This is a genomic window from Flavobacterium agrisoli (genome assembly GCF_016522065.1).
Taxonomy (GTDB): Bacteria; Bacteroidota; Bacteroidia; order Flavobacteriales; family Flavobacteriaceae; genus Flavobacterium; species Flavobacterium agrisoli.
This window is the reverse complement of sequence record NZ_JAEHFV010000004.1, coordinates 245,630-265,284: the sequence shown is the minus strand read 5'-3', so window position 1 is coordinate 265,284 and position 19,655 is coordinate 245,630. Positions and strand designations below refer to the sequence as shown.

At 34.5% G+C, this 19,655-nt stretch carries 18 protein-coding genes and 4 tRNA genes; 1 reads left to right on the top strand and 21 read right to left on the bottom strand.

Annotated features, from left to right (window positions below; translation table 11 throughout):
• Positions 1–165: 165 nt before the first annotated feature.
• The 17 genes from rpoB to I5M07_RS11545 form a co-directional block, all read right to left on the bottom strand.
• Positions 166–3,978 (bottom strand): DNA-directed RNA polymerase subunit beta, encoded by a 3,813-nt coding sequence (gene rpoB, locus I5M07_RS11625; protein WP_200106605.1) that lies wholly within the window; start codon positions 3,976–3,978, stop codon positions 166–168.
• A 265-nt stretch (positions 3,979–4,243) separates the two neighbouring features.
• The gene (gene rplL, locus I5M07_RS11620) at positions 4,244–4,615 is read right to left on the bottom strand and encodes a 50S ribosomal protein L7/L12 (protein WP_200106604.1); all 372 of its coding nucleotides are present in this window, start codon (positions 4,613–4,615) and stop codon (positions 4,244–4,246) included.
• A gap of 97 nt (positions 4,616–4,712) precedes the next feature.
• Complete coding sequence (gene rplJ / locus I5M07_RS11615) at positions 4,713–5,210, bottom strand: 50S ribosomal protein L10 (RefSeq protein ID WP_200106603.1); 498 nt, start codon at positions 5,208–5,210, stop codon at positions 4,713–4,715.
• 22 nt (positions 5,211–5,232) lie between these two features.
• Positions 5,233–5,922, bottom strand: coding sequence for a 50S ribosomal protein L1 (gene rplA, locus I5M07_RS11610; protein WP_200106602.1), 690 nt, complete (start codon positions 5,920–5,922; stop codon positions 5,233–5,235).
• Positions 5,923–5,935: 13 nt separating this feature from the next.
• Positions 5,936–6,373 (bottom strand): 50S ribosomal protein L11, encoded by a 438-nt coding sequence (gene rplK, locus I5M07_RS11605; protein ID WP_200106601.1) that lies wholly within the window; start codon positions 6,371–6,373, stop codon positions 5,936–5,938.
• 68 nt (positions 6,374–6,441) lie between these two features.
• Positions 6,442–6,993: a transcription termination/antitermination protein NusG gene (nusG, locus tag I5M07_RS11600; RefSeq protein ID WP_200106600.1), complete on the bottom strand. Its 552-nt coding sequence runs from the start codon at positions 6,991–6,993 to the stop codon at positions 6,442–6,444.
• 9 nt (positions 6,994–7,002) lie between these two features.
• The gene (secE, locus tag I5M07_RS11595) at positions 7,003–7,200 is read right to left on the bottom strand and encodes a preprotein translocase subunit SecE (RefSeq protein ID WP_200106599.1); all 198 of its coding nucleotides are present in this window, start codon (positions 7,198–7,200) and stop codon (positions 7,003–7,005) included.
• Positions 7,201–7,217: 17 nt separating this feature from the next.
• Positions 7,218–7,288 (bottom strand) — tRNA-Trp (locus I5M07_RS11590).
• A gap of 65 nt (positions 7,289–7,353) precedes the next feature.
• Positions 7,354–8,541, bottom strand: coding sequence for an elongation factor Tu (tuf, locus tag I5M07_RS11585; RefSeq protein ID WP_200106598.1), 1,188 nt, complete (start codon positions 8,539–8,541; stop codon positions 7,354–7,356).
• Between the two features lie 54 nt (positions 8,542–8,595).
• Positions 8,596–8,667: transfer RNA gene (locus tag I5M07_RS11580), tRNA-Thr, on the bottom strand.
• Positions 8,668–8,721: 54 nt separating this feature from the next.
• Positions 8,722–8,802, bottom strand: a tRNA-Tyr gene (locus I5M07_RS11575).
• Positions 8,803–8,830: 28 nt separating this feature from the next.
• Positions 8,831–8,904, bottom strand: a tRNA-Thr gene (locus I5M07_RS11570).
• A 92-nt stretch (positions 8,905–8,996) separates the two neighbouring features.
• Entirely contained in the window at positions 8,997–9,299 is a 303-nt protein-coding gene (hpf, locus tag I5M07_RS11565) for a ribosome hibernation-promoting factor, HPF/YfiA family (protein WP_200106597.1), read from the bottom strand.
• A 37-nt stretch (positions 9,300–9,336) separates the two neighbouring features.
• The gene (locus tag I5M07_RS11560) at positions 9,337–10,230 is read right to left on the bottom strand and encodes a tyrosine-type recombinase/integrase (RefSeq protein WP_200106596.1); all 894 of its coding nucleotides are present in this window, start codon (positions 10,228–10,230) and stop codon (positions 9,337–9,339) included.
• Between the two features lie 70 nt (positions 10,231–10,300).
• The gene (gene rpsU, locus I5M07_RS11555) at positions 10,301–10,495 is read right to left on the bottom strand and encodes a 30S ribosomal protein S21 (protein ID WP_200106595.1); all 195 of its coding nucleotides are present in this window, start codon (positions 10,493–10,495) and stop codon (positions 10,301–10,303) included.
• A gap of 148 nt (positions 10,496–10,643) precedes the next feature.
• Positions 10,644–11,786, bottom strand: coding sequence for an acyl-CoA dehydrogenase family protein (locus I5M07_RS11550; protein WP_200106594.1), 1,143 nt, complete (start codon positions 11,784–11,786; stop codon positions 10,644–10,646).
• 14 nt (positions 11,787–11,800) lie between these two features.
• Positions 11,801–12,676 carry a ComEA family DNA-binding protein gene (locus I5M07_RS11545; protein WP_200106593.1) on the bottom strand — a complete coding sequence of 292 codons (876 nt, stop codon included), beginning with the start codon at positions 12,674–12,676 and terminating at the stop codon, positions 11,801–11,803.
• 230 nt (positions 12,677–12,906) lie between these two features.
• Here I5M07_RS11545 and I5M07_RS11540 point away from each other — a divergent pair, with 230 nt between their 5' ends.
• A complete protein-coding gene (locus I5M07_RS11540; protein WP_200106592.1) occupies positions 12,907–14,358 on the top strand; it encodes an amino acid permease in 1,452 nt (483 codons plus the stop codon).
• A gap of 70 nt (positions 14,359–14,428) precedes the next feature.
• Here I5M07_RS11540 and I5M07_RS11535 read toward each other — a convergent pair whose 3' ends face one another.
• The 4 genes from I5M07_RS11535 to I5M07_RS11520 all read right to left on the bottom strand — a co-directional run bounded on the left by I5M07_RS11535 (position 14,429) and on the right by I5M07_RS11520 (position 19,655).
• Entirely contained in the window at positions 14,429–14,656 is a 228-nt protein-coding gene (locus tag I5M07_RS11535) for a PspC domain-containing protein (protein ID WP_200106591.1), read from the bottom strand.
• A 60-nt stretch (positions 14,657–14,716) separates the two neighbouring features.
• Entirely contained in the window at positions 14,717–15,982 is a 1,266-nt protein-coding gene (locus tag I5M07_RS11530) for a DUF2851 family protein (RefSeq protein ID WP_200106590.1), read from the bottom strand.
• 64 nt (positions 15,983–16,046) lie between these two features.
• On the bottom strand, positions 16,047–17,942 hold the full coding sequence (locus I5M07_RS11525; protein WP_233622046.1) for a putative porin: 1,896 nt from the start codon (positions 17,940–17,942) through the stop codon (positions 16,047–16,049).
• A 243-nt stretch (positions 17,943–18,185) separates the two neighbouring features.
• On the bottom strand, positions 18,186–19,655 hold the full coding sequence (locus I5M07_RS11520; protein ID WP_200106588.1) for a RagB/SusD family nutrient uptake outer membrane protein: 1,470 nt from the start codon (positions 19,653–19,655) through the stop codon (positions 18,186–18,188).

Here is a 19,655-nt window from a genome sequence, read left to right as displayed (position 1 = left end):
CAATTCTTCAATTGAGGTGCTAATTATAAAACCCATTGGTTATTATAAAAAATCGGAACGGTTTACGGGTATAAATCCTGAAAACTAATTTATAAAGATTCAGCGTTCAGCACTTAGCTTTCATTAATAACTGATTACCAAATGCTGAACACTGAATATTGAATACTATTCTTCTAATCGAATGTCTAAACCAAGACCTTTCAATTCATGCATTAATACATTAAATGATTCTGGCAAACCTGGTTCTGGCATAGTTTCTCCTTTTACGATTGCCTCATAAGTTTTAGCTCTACCAATAACATCATCCGATTTAACTGTCAAAATTTCTCTAAGTGTACTTGAAGCACCATATGCCTCAAGAGCCCAAACTTCCATCTCTCCAAAACGCTGACCTCCAAATTGTGCTTTACCTCCTAATGGTTGTTGCGTAATCAATGAGTACGGACCAATAGAACGAGCGTGCATTTTGTCGTCAACCATATGCCCTAATTTCAACATATAAATAACTCCAACTGTAGCTCTTTGGTGGAAACGTTCTCCAGTACCTCCATCATACAAATACGTATGACCGAATCTTGGAATTCCAGCTTCATCAGTCAATTCATTAATTTGATCCAAAGATGCACCATCAAAAATTGGAGTAGCAAATTTTCTACCTAAGTTTTGACCAGCCCATCCAAGAACGGTTTCATAAATCTGACCAATGTTCATACGCGAAGGTACCCCAAGTGGGTTCAACACGATATCTACCGGTGTCCCATCCTCCAAGAAAGGCATATCTTCATGACGAACAATACGTGCCACAATACCTTTGTTACCGTGACGACCCGCCATTTTATCACCAACTTTTAACTTACGTTTTTTAGCGATATAAATCTTAGCCAATTTCAAGATTCCTGATGGCAATTCATCTCCAACCGTAATAGTGAATTTTTCTCTTCTTAAAGATCCTTGTAAGTCGTTCAGCTTAATTTTATAGTTATGAATTAAATCATTAACCATTTTATTTGTAGCGTCATCAGCAACCCATTGACCTTTGCTTAAGTGAGCAAAATCTTCTACTGCGTAAAGCATTTTTTGAGTATATTTTTTACCTTTTGGTAAAACCTCTTCACCCAAATCATTCATTACACCTTGAGATGTTTTTCCGTTAACAATCAAGAATAATTTCTCAACTAATCTATCTTTTAATTCAACAAATTTAGTTTCGAATTCCATTTCTAAAGCGCCTAAAGCATCTTTATCCTGAGTACGTTTACGTTTGTCTTTTACCGCTCTTGCAAATAATTTTTTATCAAGAACAACTCCATGTAAAGATGGAGACGCTTTTAATGAAGCATCTTTTACATCACCTGCTTTATCCCCGAAGATTGCACGAAGCAATTTTTCCTCTGGAGTAGGATCTGATTCTCCTTTTGGTGTAATTTTTCCGATCAAAATGTCGCCAGGTTTAACCTCTGCTCCAATTCTGATCATACCATTTTCATCTAAATCTTTAGTAGCTTCTTCTGAAACGTTAGGAATATCGTTTGTTAATTCTTCATTTCCTAACTTAGTATCTCTAACCTCTAATGAATAATCATCAACGTGGATCGATGTAAAAATATCATCACGAACTACCTTTTCAGAAATTACAATCGCATCCTCAAAGTTATACCCTTTCCATGGCATGAAGGCTACTTTTAGGTTACGACCTAAAGCTAATTCTCCATTTTGAGTAGCATATCCTTCAGATAATACTTGACCCGGAATAACTCTGTCACCTTTTCTTACGATTGGCTTCAAGTTAATACTTGTTCCTTGGTTGGTTTTTCTAAATTTAATCAGATTGTATGTTTTTTCATCTGATTCAAAACTAACCATTCTTTCTTCTTCGGTACGATCGTACTTAATTGTAATGATGTTAGCATCAACATACTCTACAGTACCATGTCCTTCAGCATTAATTAAAACTCTAGAATCTGAAGCCACTTGACGCTCAAGACCAGTTCCAACGATAGGTGCTTCAGGGCGAATTAACGGTACTGCTTGACGCATCATGTTGGATCCCATTAAAGCACGGTTCGCATCATCATGCTCCAAGAAAGGAATTAACGAAGCTGAAATAGAAGCAATTTGGTTTGGAGCAACGTCAGTGTAATCCACTTTTGAAGGCTCTACTACTGGGAAATCACCCTCTTCACGGGCAATAACATTTTCGGCAGTAATTTTACCAGAATCTTCCATTTCAATGTTTGCCTGAGCAATTAACATTCCTTCTTCTTCTTCTGCACTTAAATAAACAGGAGTCGATTCTAAATCAACAACACCGTCTGTTACTTTACGGTAAGGTGTTTCAATGAATCCCATACCGTTTACTTTTGCATAAACACCTAGAGAAGAAATCAAACCAATGTTTGGTCCCTCAGGAGTTTCAATCGGACACAAACGTCCGTAGTGCGTATAGTGAACGTCACGAACCTCGAAACCAGCTCTTTCTCTCGAAAGTCCACCTGGTCCAAGGGCAGAAAGTCTTCTTTTGTGTGTAATCTCAGCTAATGGATTTGTTTGGTCCATAAATTGAGACAACTGGTTAGTACCAAAGAAAGAGTTGATAACCGATGACAATGTTTTAGCATTAATCAAATCAATTGGTGTAAACACCTCGTTATCTCTAACGTTCATTCTTTCACGAATAGTTCTAGCCATACGTGCCAAACCAACACCGAATTGTTGAGACAATTGTTCACCAACTGTTCTCACACGACGGTTTGATAAGTGATCAATATCATCAATCTCTGCTTTAGAGTTGATCAATTCAATCAAATATTTTACAATGGTAATAATATCTTCTTTGGTAAGCACTTGCTTTTCCATTGGGATATCCAAACCAAGTTTTTTGTTCATTCTATAACGACCAACTTCACCTAAGTTATAACGTTGATCTGAGAAGAATAATTTATCTATAATACCACGAGCAGTTTCTTCATCAGGCGGTTCAGCATTACGCAACTGACGGTAGATATGCTCAACAGCTTCTTTTTCAGAGTTAGTTGGGTCTTTTTGTAAGGTATTGTGGATAATTGCATAATCTGCTTGGTTATTATCCTCTTTGTGTAACAAAATAGACTTTACATTGGCATCAATAATTTCTTCTACATTATCCTTGTCGATAATGGTATCACGATCCAAAATAATTTCATTACGTTCGATGGAAACCACCTCTCCGGTGTCTTCATCTACGAAATCCTCATGCCATGTATTCAATACACGCGCAGCAAGTCTTCTGCCAATATATTTTTTAATTCCTGTTTTAGAAACTTTAATTTCTTCAGCTAAGTCGAAAATTTCAAGGATATCCTTATCTCTTTCGAAACCGATAGCACGGAATAAAGTTGTTACAGGTAATTTTTTCTTTCTATCAATATAAGCATACATAACGCTATTAATATCGGTAGAGAATTCTATCCAAGAACCTTTAAAAGGAATTACTCTGGCAGAATATAATTTAGTACCATTTGCATGGAATGATTGTCCAAAGAAAACACCCGGAGATCGGTGTAATTGAGATACTACTACACGCTCTGCACCATTAATTACAAACGTACCGCTAGGCGTCATGTAAGGAATTGTTCCAAGATAAACATCTTGTACAATAGTTTCAAAATCTTCGTGTTCTGGATCTGTACAATATAGTTTCAACCTTGCTTTTAAAGGCACACTATACGTTAAACCTCTCTCTATACATTCTTGAATTGTATAACGTGGTGGATCAACAAAATAATCAAGGAACTCCAATACAAAATTATTTCTTGTATCTGTAATTGGGAAATTTTCCATGAAGGTATTGTATAGCCCTTCGTTGCCTCTTTCGTCTGATTTCGTTTCTAATTGAAAGAAATCTTTAAAAGATTTAACCTGAACATCTAGAAAATCTGGATATACAGGGATATTTTTTGTAGAGGCAAAATTCAATCTTTCAGTCTGATTTGTTATCATCAATGGACAAAATTTTGATTAAAAAAAAGTAGTTTTTTGTGTAAAACACATTGTTTAAGGTATACTTTCTTTTTATAATCAATACATCTTTAAAAATAAAACAACTAAAACCGGCTTCATTTTTTTTCTTCGTATTGATAAAAAAACTTTTTCGTATTTTAAACTATGGAATAATAAAACTTGATCTATTTTATTATACGAAAAATGGTTTAGGCCATTGAGCTTTAACTCAAGACCTAAACCTAGTTCTTAAAACCGAGTAAACTTATTTAAGTTCAACTACAGCTCCAGCTTCTTCTAATGATTTTTTAAGACCTTCAGCCTCTTCTTTAGAAACACCTTCTTTAACGTTAGATGGAGCACCATCTACGATATCTTTAGCTTCTTTAAGACCTAAACCTGTAAGTTCTTTAACTAATTTTACTACAGCTAATTTAGAAGCACCAGCTTCTTTCAATACTACAGTAAATTCTGTTTGAGCATCTTCAGCTCCACCTTCAGCTCCACCAGCAGCAACTACAACAGCTGCAGCAGCAGGCTCAATTCCATACTCATCTTTTAATATTGTTGCTAACTCGTTAACTTCTTTTACAGTTAAGTTAACTAATTGTTCTGCGAATTGTTTCAAATCTGCCATTTTTTCTATCGTTTTAAAATGATTTGTAAAATTATAATTATTTATGTGCGTTCATTTTTGTAAACCAGCAATTTAATTACCAGCTATATACACAAACTTATTCTGCTGATTCTTCTCCAGCAAATTTGTTTTGAAGAGCAGCAATAATTCTTTGAGCAGGTGATTGCAATAATCCAATAACCTCTCCAATAAGCTCTTCTTTAGATTTAATAGTAGCTAATGCTTCTAATTGATTATCTCCGATATAAATCTCAGAATTAATAAAAGCCCCTTTTAAAATTGGCTTATCTGATTTTTTACGAAAATCTTTGATAATCTTACCAGGTGCATTGGCAACTTCAGCAATAAAAATAGAAGTGTTCCCTTTTAAAACAGTAGGTAAATCACCATAATCTTTATCAGAAGCTTCCATTGCTTTTGCAAGCAACGTATTTTTTACAACTTCTAATTTTACACCTGCTTTAAAACATGCTCTTCTTAAGCTTGAAGTAGTTTCTGCATTAAGTCCAGAAATATCTGCTACATAAACAATATTTGTACCAGCTAACTGTGCAGTTAAATCTTCAATCGCGATTGATTTTTCTTCTCTAGTCATACTAAAAATTTTTAACTACCAATTATACTGCCTTTGGGTCTAATGCAATAGCAGGACTCATAGTGCTTGTAAGGTGAATACCTTTAATATAGGTACCTTTAGCAGCAGTTGGTTTAAGTTTAATTAATGTTTGAATAATCTCGTGTGCGTTGTCAACAATTTGCTCAGCTCCAAAAGAAACCTTACCAATTCCTGCATGCACGATACCAGTTTTATCAACTTTAAAGTCAATTTTACCAGCTTTAACTTCTTGAACAGCTTTTGCTACATCCATAGTAACTGTACCTGTCTTAGGGTTTGGCATTAAACCTCTAGGTCCTAAAATACGACCTAATGGACCTAATTTACCCATTACTGCAGGCATGGTGATGATAACATCAACATCTGTCCAACCGTCTTTAATTTTTTGCAAGTACTCATCTAAACCAACGAAATCAGCTCCTGCTTCTTTAGCTTCGGCTTCTTTATCTGGTGTAACTAATGCTAATACTTTTACATCTTTACCTGTTCCGTGAGGTAATGTAACCACACCTCTTACCATTTGATTCGCTTTTCTAGGATCTACACCTAAACGAACAGCGATATCAACAGACTCATCAAATTTTGCAGATGCAACTACTTTAATTAAAGCAGCAGCGTCTTTAAGAGAATATAATTTATTCTTTTCAATTTTTGAAGCAGCCTCTTTTTGCTTTTTTGTTAATTTTGCCATGTCTTTTTTTTAATTAAAAAGGAGCATCTCCTGATACAGTTATACCCATAGATCTAGCTGTTCCTGCAATCATACTCATAGCAGACTCCATCGTGAATGCATTTAAGTCTGGCATTTTGTCTTCAGCAATAGCTCTAATTTGTTCCCAAGTAACACTAGCTACTTTTTTACGATTAGGCTCACCAGAACCAGATTTTAGCTTTGCAGCTTCCATTAATTGAACCGCAGCTGGAGGAGTCTTAACAACAAAGTCAAAAGATTTGTCTTTGTAAACAGTAATTTGTACTGGTAAAACTTTGCCAGGTTTATCTTGAGTTCTAGCATTAAATTGCTTACAAAACTCCATGATGTTAACCCCAGCAGCTCCTAGAGCAGGTCCAACCGGTGGCGATGGATTCGCAGCACCTCCCTTAACTTGTAGTTTAACTACTTTACTTATCTCTTTAGCCATTTTAAAAAAATTTACATTACAATCAATTGGAAGCGAATGTAATGGTTGTTATATATGTAACAATAAAATTATACTTTTTCAACTTGCATAAAACTCAATTCCAAAGGCGTTTTTCTTCCGAAAATTTTCACCATTACTTCAAGTTTACGCTTCTCTTCATTTACTTTTTCAACCGTACCGTTAAAACCATTAAAAGGACCATCAATCACTTTAACCGTTTCACCAACACTGAAAGGTATCGCATGTGTATCGGTATTTACAGCCAATTCATCTACCTTACCTAACATTCTATTTACTTCAGACATTCTCAAAGGAACAGGTTCACCACCTTTTACTTCCCCTAAAAACCCAATCACACTGGTAATAGATTTAATAATATGAGGTACCTCACCCACTAAATTAGCTTCAATCATCACATAACCAGGAAAATACACTTTCTCCTTAGCCGATTTTTTCCCATCTTTTACAGTCACCACTTTCTCAGTAGGAACCAAAACCTGAGAAACATAATCCTCCATCCCTAATCTAGCAATTTCAGTCTCGATATAAGCTTTAACTTTATTTTCTTGTCCGCTTACTGCTCGAACCACATACCATTTTTTCATATTATTTTCAGCCATCACAAAAATTTACGCTTTAATCCAATTAAAAAATCCAGCCAATACTTTTGCAAAAAACTCATCTACCCCCCATGTTGCCAAAGCGAATAAGACTGAAAAAACAGCCACAATAATTGTCAATTTTTGCACTTCAGCCCAAGTAGGCCAGGTTACATTTGACTTTAACTCCTCGAATGATTCCGATATGTAATTAACAATTTTTGCCATTTGCTATATTTTTATTGCACGGGCGGAGGGATTCGAACCCCCATCAACGGTTTTGGAGACCGCTATTCTACCCTTGAACTACGCCCGTATAAAAGCCAGTATTAAATTTCATAAAAAAGAAACTAAACTGGCTTTATTTATTTGTTTGAATAATTACTCAACAATTTCAGTAACCTGACCTGCACCTACAGTTCTACCACCTTCACGGATAGCGAAACGCAAACCTACATTCATCGCGATTGGGCTTAACAAAGCAACCTCGATAGTCAAGTTATCACCTGGCATTACCATCTCTACTCCAGCTGGTAAAGTAATAACCCCAGTCACGTCAGTTGTACGCACATAAAACTGTGGACGGTAGTTATTATGGAATGGCGTGTGACGTCCACCTTCTTCTTTTTTCAAGATATAAACCTCAGCTTTGAATTTAGCGTGTGGCTTAACAGATCCTGGCTTAATAATAACCATACCACGTTTGATATCAGCTTTATCAATACCTCTTAACAACAAACCTACGTTATCTCCAGCCTCACCTCTATCTAAGATTTTACGGAACATCTCAACTCCAGTAATAGTAGAAGTCAATTTTTCAGCTCCCATACCAATGATCTCAACAGGATCTCCAGTATTAGCAACTCCAGTTTCGATACGACCTGTAGCAACAGTTCCACGACCTGTAATTGTAAACACGTCTTCAACTGGCATCAAGAATGGTTTAGCAACGTCACGAACTGGCTCTTCGATCCAGCTATCAACAGCTTCCATCAATTCTAAAATTTTAGGAACCCAAGCAGCATCATTATTCAATCCTCCTAAAGCAGAACCTTGAACAACAGGACCATTATCTCCATCATACTCATAGAAAGATAATAAATCTCTAATTTCCATTTCAACAAGCTCTAACAACTCAGGATCATCAACCATATCCACTTTATTCATGAATACAACGATTCTTGGAATACCAACCTGACGACCTAAAAGGATATGCTCACGAGTTTGTGGCATTGGACCATCTGTAGCAGCAACTACCAAGATAGCACCATCCATTTGAGCAGCACCAGTAACCATGTTTTTTACGTAATCCGCGTGACCTGGACAGTCAACGTGAGCGTAGTGACGATTAGCTGTTTCATATTCTACGTGAGATGTATTAATAGTAATACCTCTTTCTTTCTCCTCTGGAGCGTTATCGATTTGATCAAAAGATTTTGCTTGACAGTAACCTGCATCAGACAATACTTTCGTGATTGCAGCAGTTAATGTAGTTTTTCCGTGATCCACGTGTCCAATTGTACCTATGTTTAAGTGCGGTTTGGAACGATTAAAATTCTCCTTTGCCATTTTACTTAATTTTTAATCTTAGTTATATATTAATTTTCAATTTCCTACTACTTGAGCCAATGTCGGGATTTGAACCCGAGACCTCTTCCTTACCAAGGAAGCACTCTACCCCTGAGCTACACCGGCGACAGACAAATTTCAACCAAACTTATCCTTTTCAGGATTTTAACTGAAATTTAGTGGGGAGAGCAGGATTCGAACCTGCGAAGTTTTCACAGCAGATTTACAGTCTGCCCTCGTTGGCCGCTTGAGTATCTCCCCGAACCTAATACAATATTTCAAAAAAAAGAGCCGATAGAGGGACTCGAACCCACGACCTGCTGATTACAAATCAGCTGCTCTAGCCAGCTGAGCTACATCGGCATTTTTCAATAAAAAAGTCCGCTATTTCTAACGGACTGCAAATGTAGAGATTTTATCTAGGATTCAAAACATTTTTTGAAAAATTTTTCAATTTATAGATGTGTTCTTGTTTTTTCCTTCCTTTTAACCAAAGAACGCTCGAGAGATTCAGCAGAAAGCTCCACTGCTTCTTCAAAACTTTTGCATTGTTTTTTGACCAAAAAATCATCACCAGGTACATTTACTTTTATCTCCACACACTTATTCTCTTTATCACTAGTCCGCTCGACCTTCAAATACACATCCGACGACACCACTCGGTCATAATACTTTTCTAATTTATCCATTCTTCCTTGAACAAAATTTACCAGTTTTTTGTCAACTGCGAAGTTAACTGCATGAACATTTACCTTCATAATACAAAATTTTAGGATTAAACAATAAACTAAAGAATCACTTCTTATTCCTAGGATGCGCTTCTTTATATACTTTTTGAAGTTCTGCTAAACTCGAATGCGTATACACTTGCGTTGATGCCAAACTCGAATGCCCCAACAATTCTTTAATAGAATTCAATTCAGCACCATTATTTAAGAGATGCGTGGCAAATGTATGCCTGAGGATATGCGGACTTTTTTTTACTTTCTCAGAAACCTTACTAAAGTAAACATTTATTAACCTATACACAAAGCTTTCACTCAATTTTAACCCTTTTTTAGAAACAAAAAAATAATCATCTCCTACAATCCCCAACTCACTACGATCTTTTAAATATTCTTTAATCTGATCTTTTATTTTAGGCAACAAAGGAATCAAGCGCTCTTTATTTCTTTTACCCAACACTTTTACCACATCACGAGTTAAATCAAAAGAATTCAACTTCAACTCAATCAATTCTGAGCGACGAATTCCGGTTACATAAAACAACTCCACAATTAACCTATCTCGTTTTGCGAGAAAACCATCTTCCTCATCAAATTCCTCTAACACTAATTTCAATTCTTTTTCCGAAAAAGGAATTTGAATATTTTTAGCCACCTTTAGCGCTTTGTATTTCAACATCGGATTCACCGCTATTTGCCTACTCTTTAACAAAAACTTATAGAAAGCTTTTAAAGAAGCCATTTTACGATTAACTGTTTTGCTCTCTAAACCAGAATCAACCAAAACAACCACCCAGTTTCTTATTGCCACAAATTCAACACTCGCCAAATCCTCCCAAACAGCCTGATCAACAATAAAATTTTCAAAATCAACCAAATCCTTCACGTATGCCTGCACAGTATTTTTGGAATATTTTTTTTCCAAAAGCAAATAATCCCCAAAAGCTTTTACATTTTTTTCCATAAAAAAACCGTTAGCATCAAAATTATAAAATTTTGACCACTAACGGTATTTATTTAATACATAAAAAAGATTAACTTTCTAAGCTGTCCTTCAAACGTTGAATGTAAGCTGCTTTTTGAACTTTCGCTCTCTTAACAACTGACGGTTTTATAAAAGCTGTACGTGCTCTTAATTGACGAACAGTTCCTGTTTTATCAAATTTTCTTTTGTAACGTTTTAACGCTCTATCAATATTTTCTCCGTCTTTAATCGGTATAATTAACATAATTTTGACACCTCCTTTCGTTAAGGCTGCAAAAGTAAAAATTAATTCTGAATTATCAGTTATAAATAATTAATTATTTTAAAAAAATCATTACACTACATCACACTCAATTAAAACAAACCTATAACCTGTTATAACTAAAACTAGACTACTCTTTCAATAAATTTCTTGAAATTACAACTTTTTGAATCTCGGTAGTTCCTTCCCCAATGGTACATAACTTCGAATCGCGATAGAATTTTTCAACAGGAAAATCTTTTGTATACCCGTAACCTCCGTGAATTTGAACTGCTTCGTTTGCTATTTTCACGCACGCTTCCGAAGCATACATTTTAGCCATCGCTCCTATTTTAGTAACGGGTTGGTGTTTTTGTTTCAAGAAAGCTGCTTTGTGCAACAACAGCTCAGAAGCTTCTATTTCGGTAGCCATATCGGCTAATTTAAAAGAAATACCTTGAAATTCGGATATCGGTTTCCCAAACTGATGTCTTTCTTTAGAATATTTCAGAGCTGCTTCATAAGCACCTTTGGCAATACCTAAAGACAACGCTCCGATGGAAATTCGACCTCCATCAAGCACTTTCATCGCTTGAATAAAACCTTGACCGACTTCACCCAAACGGTTTGCATCTGGAATTTTACAATTATCAAAAATCAATTCGGCCGTTTCGCTTGCACGCATTCCTAATTTATTCTCTTTTTTTCCGGAACTAAAACCTAGCATTCCTTTTTCAAATACAAAAGCGGTCATACCTTTAGAATCGCCTTTTTCACCTGTTCGCACAATCACAACAGCTATATCACCTGAAATTGCATGCGTGATAAAATTTTTAGCTCCATTAACAACCCAATAATCCCCTTCTTTCTTGGCAGTAGTATTCATACCACCCGCATCAGAACCCGTATTGTGCTCGGTTAGCCCCCAAGCACCAATATGTTCACCTGATGCCAATTTTGGCAACCACTTCTTTTTTTGTTCATCAGAACCAAAAGTCAAAATATGGTTGGTACAAAGCGAATTATGTGCCGCAACTGATAATCCTATAGAAGGATCTACTTTTGAAATTTCCTCAATAATTGTAATGTATTCGTGATATCCCAAGCCTGCACCTCCATACGCTTCGGGAACTAAAACCCCCATAAAACCCATTTCTCCTAAAGACTTAAACAAATCTACCGGAAAAACCTGATTCTCATCCCATTCCATAACATTGGGCTGAATGTGTAAAGCCGCAAAATCACGAATTGATTGTGCAATCATCGATTGAGTTTCATTATAATCAAAATTCATATTTCAATATTTATTTAAAAGTCCAAATATAGGGCAATTATATTTGCTTTTTCTACAGGAAAATCTTTAATTTTTATTAAATCTTCAATGCTATGAAAATCACCATTCATACTTCGATAAATTAAAATTTGTTTGGCGGAAGCATAATTAAAATAGGGGAATTGACTTAACTCTTTTAAAGAAGCATTATTGATGTTTACTTTTTTAATAACTGGCATTTGAATAATCTTGAAATTCTGATCTAATTCACTCAAAACCTCCGGAGAAAGTCCCCAAATTTCATCTAGTTGTTTCATACTAACAAAACCACCCACTTTTGCTTTATAACTTAATATTCGTTGTGCTAATTTTTCTCCAATTCCATAAATTCGCTCCAAATCAGCAGCGGTAGCCAAATTTATATCTGTTTTAATTTTCGACATAGTACTTTTAGTTCTAACCGAATTCGAAACAAATGCAACTGGTTTGTTTTTTACCCAACTTGGAAATTTAAAATATGGTGCTATTATTTTCAATAACGAATCTGAAATTTGTGTCACTTTTTGAAATTCAGCTGCTGAATTAACGTATTTATTTTGTTTTCTAAAAGCCAACAAACGATCAATTTCGGCAGTAGACATTCCTAATTTATAACCTTTATAATCCGATAAATAATTAGGGTTAAAAGTATAAATCCGAAATTCATTTAATTTCGATTTTGCTTTAATAGCTTCTAATTCTTTTTGTTTACCAATCCAATTTTGTTCTTCGGGAGTAATGTGATATTGGGTGCTAAAATCGACAGAAAACAAAACAAATTGTAACATCAAACAAATAACAACCAAAACAACTAATGATATTTGCTGCTTTTTTGAATATTTTAGAAACCAATTGGAGTTCGATTTTCTCATAAATAAAATTTAAGAACGAATAAAAATAATCAGATTTTTTTTATAGTAAAATTATTTTTGACAAAGTATTCAAAAGATTGTGATTATTTGAACAAAAAGAAAGGGATTAAAAGTAATTCGCAGTTATTAAACCTAAGTTTTGCTTATTTATAACTTAAAGACGAAAAAATGTTTTTATTTTTTACAAAAAACGATACATTTGAAGCGTACTAATTTAAAACCCTTTTTATATGTCCATTTGGAAAACAAAACCCTTGTCAATACTGCTTGGAGAAGCATCTGATTCTGAGCACGGTCTAAAAAGAAGCCTTTCGTCAAGTTCATTAGTTGCATTAGGTGTTGGAGCCATTATTGGAGCCGGATTATTTTCGCTAACTGGAATAGCGGCGGCAGACCACGCAGGGCCAGCGGTTACTCTTTCGTTCATTTTGGCTGCTGTGGGATGTGCTTTTGCCGGTTTATGTTATGCCGAATTTGCCTCGATGATTCCCGTTGCAGGAAGTGCTTACACGTATTCTTATGCTACCATGGGTGAATTTATGGCATGGATCATTGGTTGGGATTTAGTACTTGAATATGCCCTAGGGGCGGCCACTGTTGGGGTGAGTTGGTCCAGGTATTTATTAGAATTACTCGGAAAATACGGCATTCACTTACCCGCAGAATTAATTTGTTCTCCTTGGGAAACTTTAAAATTAAGTGATGGTAGCGTTATAGAAGGCGGAATTATCAATTTACCCGCAATTTTTATTGTGGCACTTTTATCATTAATGTTAATTCGAGGTACAAAAGAATCGGCTTCGCTTAATAATTTTTTAGTGGTTTTAAAAGTCGCTGTTGTAATTATTTTTATCGTTATAGGCTGGAGTTTTATTGATCCAGCAAATTATACACCCTATATTCCTGAAAACACAGGTGAGTTTGGTAAATACGGTTGGTCGGGTGTAGCTGCTGGAGCAGGCACCGTATTTTTTGCTTTTATTGGATTTGATGCCGTTTCGACCGCCGCGCAAGAAGCAAATAATCCTCAAAAAGGAATGCCAATTGGTATTTTGGGTTCTTTGGTAATTTGCACCATTTTATATGTACTTTTTGCTCACGTAATGACTGGCTTGGTTCCTTATTACGAATTTGCTGGCGATGCCAAACCTGCCGCTACAGCATTTGCTAAAACAGGATATGACTTTTTACAAACCGGTTTGATTGTTGCAATTTTAGCCGGATATACTTCGGTTATGTTAGTGATGCTTATGGGGCAAAGTCGCGTTTTTTACACTATGAGTAAAGACGGTTTATTACCAAAATTCTTTAGCGAAATTCACCCAAAATTTAGAACTCCTTGGAAAACCAATGTATTCTTTTTATTATTTGTGAGCATTTTTGCAGGGTTTGTTCCAGTTAGCGATCTAGGACACATGGTTAGTATCGGAACTTTATTAGCCTTTGTATTAGTATGTATTGGTGTCATGGTAATGCGTGTAAAAATGCCCGATGCACCAAGAGCATTTAAAACACCTTTGGTTCCCTTTGTACCTATTGCAGGAGTTTTAGTTTGCCTCGGTTTGATGTATTCCTTGCCAAATGAAAGCTGGGCACGTTTGATTATTTGGATGGCTCTAGGAATCGTTATTTATTTCACCTACGGAAAAAAACACAGCAACCTGAATAAATTAGAAAAATAAATTTTACAATACAGTAAAGTAAAAGGGACTACGAATTTAATTTCATAGTCCCTTTTCTTTTTATCTTAATTTACAAATCAAAAACCGAAGTTCGTTTGGAGCGAATTAAATCCTTTAGTTTAATCCAAAATGCTAGGGTAAGGTAAATTCCAAACCCGAGTCCAGCCGTTACAAACGAAATGTAGATGAAAAATAGTCGGATATTAGCAACTCGTATTCCTAACTTATCAGCCAAACGAGAAGACACATGGAAACCGTATTTTTCGAAAAAGAATTTTAATTTTAAAATTGCTGACATGATAAAAATTAGAAATGTATTTGATGCAAAAATAACCAATTATATCCAAAACTGAAGGCTTTATTTTAATAGCTCCACACCAATTGCACAGGATAAACATTTGTTATGGTTGCAATATTCATTTTTAAGATGCAATAATGCTTGCGAATCTAAAGCACTTTTCACTTTTACATCTAAAGAAAAAAACTTTTCTATGATGCTGTTTTTTTCAGGTGTAATAGCATCCATAAATTCTAAAAAAAAATCAATATTCAATGTACCGTTTAACTTTGCATAAACAAATTGAAATGGAATTATAGTATTGATTAGCACTAAATCGACAAATGATTTGGAAACCATTTTATCTCGTTTATGACTGCTTTTATCAAAAACAAAATGCGTTTTCCAATAACAGGAAACACCTACTTGTAATAACGTATAAGCCCCATCAATTGATTTTAATTCAATTATTTTTGAAAACAAATTTGGATATAAATGAAACAAATTAGCTAATTGTGCCAATCGTATTGTCGGAAAATTATCGGGACGAAGTTTAAAAAATTGAACTCCATTTTGACTTTCTAAATCCAATTGGTATTTATGAGCCAAATAAAAATACCGAAATTGCAAGTCTTTAAAATAAGCATCTTCTTTATTTTCGGCTAGCAGCTGTAACTGACCAAAAAACAAAGCTTCTAAATTTTCGAGTTCAAAAGCTTCTTTTCTAACCAAATCAAAAGTTAAGGATTGTGCCATTTTTAAAAAAGCATCACCGTTGATGTTCAAACCAAAATTTTTGGATAAAAGAAAAAACAACACCGCTTCCCAATCATTATGAGAAGCTTGAAGTAATTTTACAATAAAATCAGATTTTTTCTCTAACCTTTCTAAAAACAGTCGTTCCTTCCAATTTTGAAATACAAAATCAGACACCTGATTTATTTGATTTTCACAATAAATCCATTTTTTAGATTGATTTAAATAATTATAATTCTCCAATACATTTGACTCAACATAATGCTTTAATTCGAGCGTAGGAATTTCGGAATTGTCTTTTCTAAACACGTCCGTATCATGTTCCCATACCACATGCAAAATAACATTTTCGTAAGCCGAATCGAGTTCGTGATTGTGCGAATACCAATCGGATGATTTTACATGAATTTCAATGTTTCCAGCCCATTTTTGATTGCCAATAATGAGTTGGGCATTAAAAAAATCGGGGCCAGAAAGTTCTAAATACTCACCGGAATTCACTATAACAATAGGCTCATTTTTGGATGTTTGCAGTTGTAAAACATCCATTTTTTTAAACCGCCAAACGTAGTGCAAAAAATCTTCTCTCATATTTATTTCCGATTAAAAAGCAAATCTTAAAATAAAAATAAAGAAAAAACTTACATAAAAATTATTATTGAAAGAAATTCCAAACCAAACCAAAACGAATGGTTAGATCACGATACGGATTATCGGGTGCCGAATAATAGTTGTTTGCACCTAAAGCGGCATCAAAATGTTCGATCTTAAAGAATAATCGCGTTTGACGAATTCGGGCATTGATGAAAAAATCAAAGTTGGTATAATTACCAATTTTTTTATCCTGTTGCACAAAAAACTCGCCCAATACAGGATTGTAATTGTTACCGAAATAACTCGTAAAATAATTAAAGGTAATTCCAGTTTGTAAATAAAGTGCTTTTTTAAAGAGGTAATTGGTATAATAAAATGTATTTCGCGTAACAAATTCGGGAACATTCAAAACCAAATCTGTTTGTTGAACATTTTGATATAAAACGTTATTATCAAGCGCAAAATGACCTAAAACAAATTCTTTTGCCGCTTTTACCGAAAGATAATTAATGGCATTATTGTATTGTGCAGGTTTTATAATTTGGGTATAATTGGCTTTTTCTTCATCGGTAGCGGCATCAAAAAAATACAAATGATCGTTTAAAATTGTGTATTGTGCTGATAAACTCAACCACGGATTTAATACGGAAACTTGCAGGGAATTGATTTTTTCATTCTTAAAATTATTAGACCAATTGTACTCCAAAAAACTACTTTGAAACAAATTATAATTAAAATTCGGAAGTTTATTAATATTTTGATATTGCGCTTCTAACTGAATTTTATCGTTTACATGATAATTAACAAAAGCATCTAAATTAGAAAGCGATTGATTGGTAATGGATCGTGAATATAAAAAACGGCCTTTCCATCGGTCTTTTTGATATTCGTATTGTCCACCCAAATTATTGATATTTTGACTCATATTACTCGGAATAATATCTTGTACTCCTGTAACTGGGTCGGTATTAATTATAACGCGATTGTAATAATAATTACTTCTGAAATCATCTACATAAAAATAAAACTTACCCAACAATACGTTTTCATAAGCCAAACCAAACTTATTGTACAATTTATTGAAATGCGTTTGATCGTTGATATTACTATACACATACGGTTCTCCAAAACGTAGCACTTGAGTAGTTCCTACAGTAGAAACAACGGTAGGTTGTGTATATTCAAAATCTTTATTTTCGTAATTAAACTGGTGGGTTACAAAAAGGTTATTATTGGCCGATTCTCTATTTACTCGGAAAGCATGATCGATAAAAAAACGTCTTCCTTTTAAAAAAGAGCGCGCATCTGTTAAATAAACCTGTAACCTTTGGCGGTTATTGTAATCGGGATCGTCACTTTCAAAATTTTCGGGAGTTGTGATACCGCCGTTTTCTTCATTCAATATATCCTGATAGGTCATGTGATAATTCAGAATATACCTTTTATTTTTTGTTTGATAACTTGCCGTAAATCTGAAGTTTCCTGTACTCGTTAACGAATTAATGTATTTCCCTTCGGAACGTAAACCGCGATAAGCAATAGAAAAATTGAGGTTTTCGGATGTATTTAAGGTTAAAAAAGAATCAACATTTTGACCTTTTCCTATTGAAGTATTAAAAAAAAGTTCGGTAAAAGGTGTGGCTACTTTGTAATATTGAATTTGATTAGCCTCTAAGAAATTAAAATGTTTGGCCTTAAAACCAAACTCGGGATAGGGATCAAAACTAGTTAAACCATAATTTAAGGTATTGTATGTTTGCCCAATATTGGCAAATGGTAATAAACCAAAAGTATCTTTTCGAAGGTAATTTTGTTTGTATAATTTTTGAATGGTCAAAGAAGTATCTGCAATAATAGTATCGTGTTCTAACGTATAAATTTGATATTGATCAATTTTTGCAATTTTAGATTCTGCTTTTTTTACGGTATCATAAATGGATTTATGGGTATCACGCATATCAAAATTTGAATTCGGTTTCTCTTGTGAGCAAACCACCGAAGTAAACAAGCCTAAAAATAAAAAAAAGAGAATTCTAGTTAGATGCCTCATAAATGATAAATATATCCTGCAAATGTAAAAAGATAAAAATACATTTACGAAAAAACAAAGCGATTGTTCGGTTATGGCTTGTAAAATAAATAGGCTGTCATTATAGACAGCCTATTTTAGAAAATATACTAATTGTAAAATATGAAATGATTACAACTCATTTTGTTTAATAAGTGGATTTGCATTAATTTCTGCGCGAGGTATAAGCCATTGCCATCTTTTATCGGTAGGGGGAACTGTTAATACACCTCCCACTAATGTACTATTGTGATTTGCTCCTGTTCTATCTAAAGTAGCGTTAGTTCTTTTTAAGTCGAAAAATCTAAATCCTTCTCCCCACAACTCAATCCTTCTTTGAAACAAAATTTCGTCAATTAATGTTTGACCGGTACTAGTTGATAAAACATAGGCTGGGTTTCTTTTCTGAACTAAATCAAACAAAATCTTTGCAGCATCAGCAGCACCAAGCCTAGCTTTTGCTTCTGCTTCAATCAAATACATTTCAGCAATACGCATATAAGGAATATCACAACGACTATCCGCAGTACTTACTGATAAAAACTTTTGACTCGTGTAAGGAAATTTTTTTGCAGCAGGATCCAAAGTTATACCAGGATGTTCTCCCGTTTTACTAAAAATAGCAGCACGAACATCAGTTGTTGGTATTTGGTTATATAATTTACTATTAATTGCTTTAGGACAAGCACGAATAACAGTTGAACTGAAATTACGAGACATATAAGCTCCAAAATTTGCAAAATAAGCTGTTTGAACTTCTACTACATCACTTCCCCACATCCATTCGGGATTAGTATAATCATTAAAACCAGCCGTATACTGCGCAATTGACATTAAACTTTTTCCTACTCTAGCTTTAGCAGCATTATCTGCAGCTATAGCCCAATTTCCTTGTGTTAAATTAACACGAGCTTTTAATCCATACGCTACGGGTAAATCTAAATGTGAATTATTAGGCTTCTTATAACCTGCCAGTAATACAATTGCCTCATCAATATCAGCATTTATTTGCGAATAAACATCTTCAACAGACGATCTCCCAACAATGTCAACTGTGTTTAAAATCAAAGGAATTCCATCTTGACTATTGGAAACTCCATTCACATATCTCTTTGCATAAATTTGCACCAACTGATAATGAGAAAACGCACGATACAAAAGCGCTTGACCTTTAGTAATATTTTTATCTTCCTGAGGTCCTGAGGCTGCATCCGCATTATTTATTATAGCGTTTGCATTTCTAATTATTTGATAAAAAGTCCTATAAGGGAATCTTATCTCTTGTGAATTATCATTTGAAGGTGCTGTCCAATTGTAAACAGTTCCATACCACCCGTTTGATGCGGTATAAACCAAATCTTCTCCTGCAATATCCATTTGTTGCATAACTCCTCCAACCCCTGTTTCTCCTTGATTCTCATATCTAATATACATAGAACGGTGAATACCATTTATGGCCAGATAAAGAGCATCCGTATCGGCAGTAGCAGCATCCTCTGAAATAAACTCAGTTGGTGTATGGTCTAAAAAATCATTTGAGCATGATCCTAATAACAGTATAGAACCTACTGCTAATAAATATTTTTTATAATTAATTTTCAT

Excerpts from the sequence above, each read along its gene's own strand:
- secE (WP_200106599.1), bottom strand. The coding sequence starts at position 7,200 with ATGGCAAAAATTGTTAATTACATATCGGAATCATTCGAGGAGTTAAAG.
- I5M07_RS11540 (WP_200106592.1), top strand. The coding sequence starts at position 12,907 with ATGTCCATTTGGAAAACAAAACCCTTGTCAATACTGCTTGGAGAAGCA.
- rpoB (WP_200106605.1), bottom strand. The coding sequence starts at position 3,978 with ATGATAACAAATCAGACTGAAAGATTGAATTTTGCCTCTACAAAAAAT.
- nusG (WP_200106600.1), bottom strand. The coding sequence starts at position 6,993 with ATGGCTGAAAATAATATGAAAAAATGGTATGTGGTTCGAGCAGTAAGC.
- rplL (WP_200106604.1), bottom strand. The coding sequence starts at position 4,615 with ATGGCAGATTTGAAACAATTCGCAGAACAATTAGTTAACTTAACTGTA.
- I5M07_RS11520 (WP_200106588.1), bottom strand. The coding sequence starts at position 19,655 with ATGAAAATTAATTATAAAAAATATTTATTAGCAGTAGGTTCTATACTG.
- rplJ (WP_200106603.1), bottom strand. The coding sequence starts at position 5,210 with ATGACTAGAGAAGAAAAATCAATCGCGATTGAAGATTTAACTGCACAG.
- I5M07_RS11550 (WP_200106594.1), bottom strand. The coding sequence starts at position 11,786 with ATGAATTTTGATTATAATGAAACTCAATCGATGATTGCACAATCAATT.
- I5M07_RS11525 (WP_233622046.1), bottom strand. The coding sequence starts at position 17,942 with ATGCGTGATACCCATAAATCCATTTATGATACCGTAAAAAAAGCAGAA.
- tuf (WP_200106598.1), bottom strand. The coding sequence starts at position 8,541 with ATGGCAAAGGAGAATTTTAATCGTTCCAAACCGCACTTAAACATAGGT.
- I5M07_RS11530 (WP_200106590.1), bottom strand. The coding sequence starts at position 15,982 with ATGAGAGAAGATTTTTTGCACTACGTTTGGCGGTTTAAAAAAATGGAT.
- rplA (WP_200106602.1), bottom strand. The coding sequence starts at position 5,922 with ATGGCAAAATTAACAAAAAAGCAAAAAGAGGCTGCTTCAAAAATTGAA.
- hpf (WP_200106597.1), bottom strand. The coding sequence starts at position 9,299 with ATGAAGGTAAATGTTCATGCAGTTAACTTCGCAGTTGACAAAAAACTG.
- I5M07_RS11545 (WP_200106593.1), bottom strand. The coding sequence starts at position 12,676 with ATGAGAAAATCGAACTCCAATTGGTTTCTAAAATATTCAAAAAAGCAG.
- I5M07_RS11535 (WP_200106591.1), bottom strand. The coding sequence starts at position 14,656 with ATGTCAGCAATTTTAAAATTAAAATTCTTTTTCGAAAAATACGGTTTC.
- rplK (WP_200106601.1), bottom strand. The coding sequence starts at position 6,373 with ATGGCTAAAGAGATAAGTAAAGTAGTTAAACTACAAGTTAAGGGAGGT.
- rpsU (WP_200106595.1), bottom strand. The coding sequence starts at position 10,495 with ATGTTAATTATACCGATTAAAGACGGAGAAAATATTGATAGAGCGTTA.
- I5M07_RS11560 (WP_200106596.1), bottom strand. The coding sequence starts at position 10,230 with ATGGAAAAAAATGTAAAAGCTTTTGGGGATTATTTGCTTTTGGAAAAA.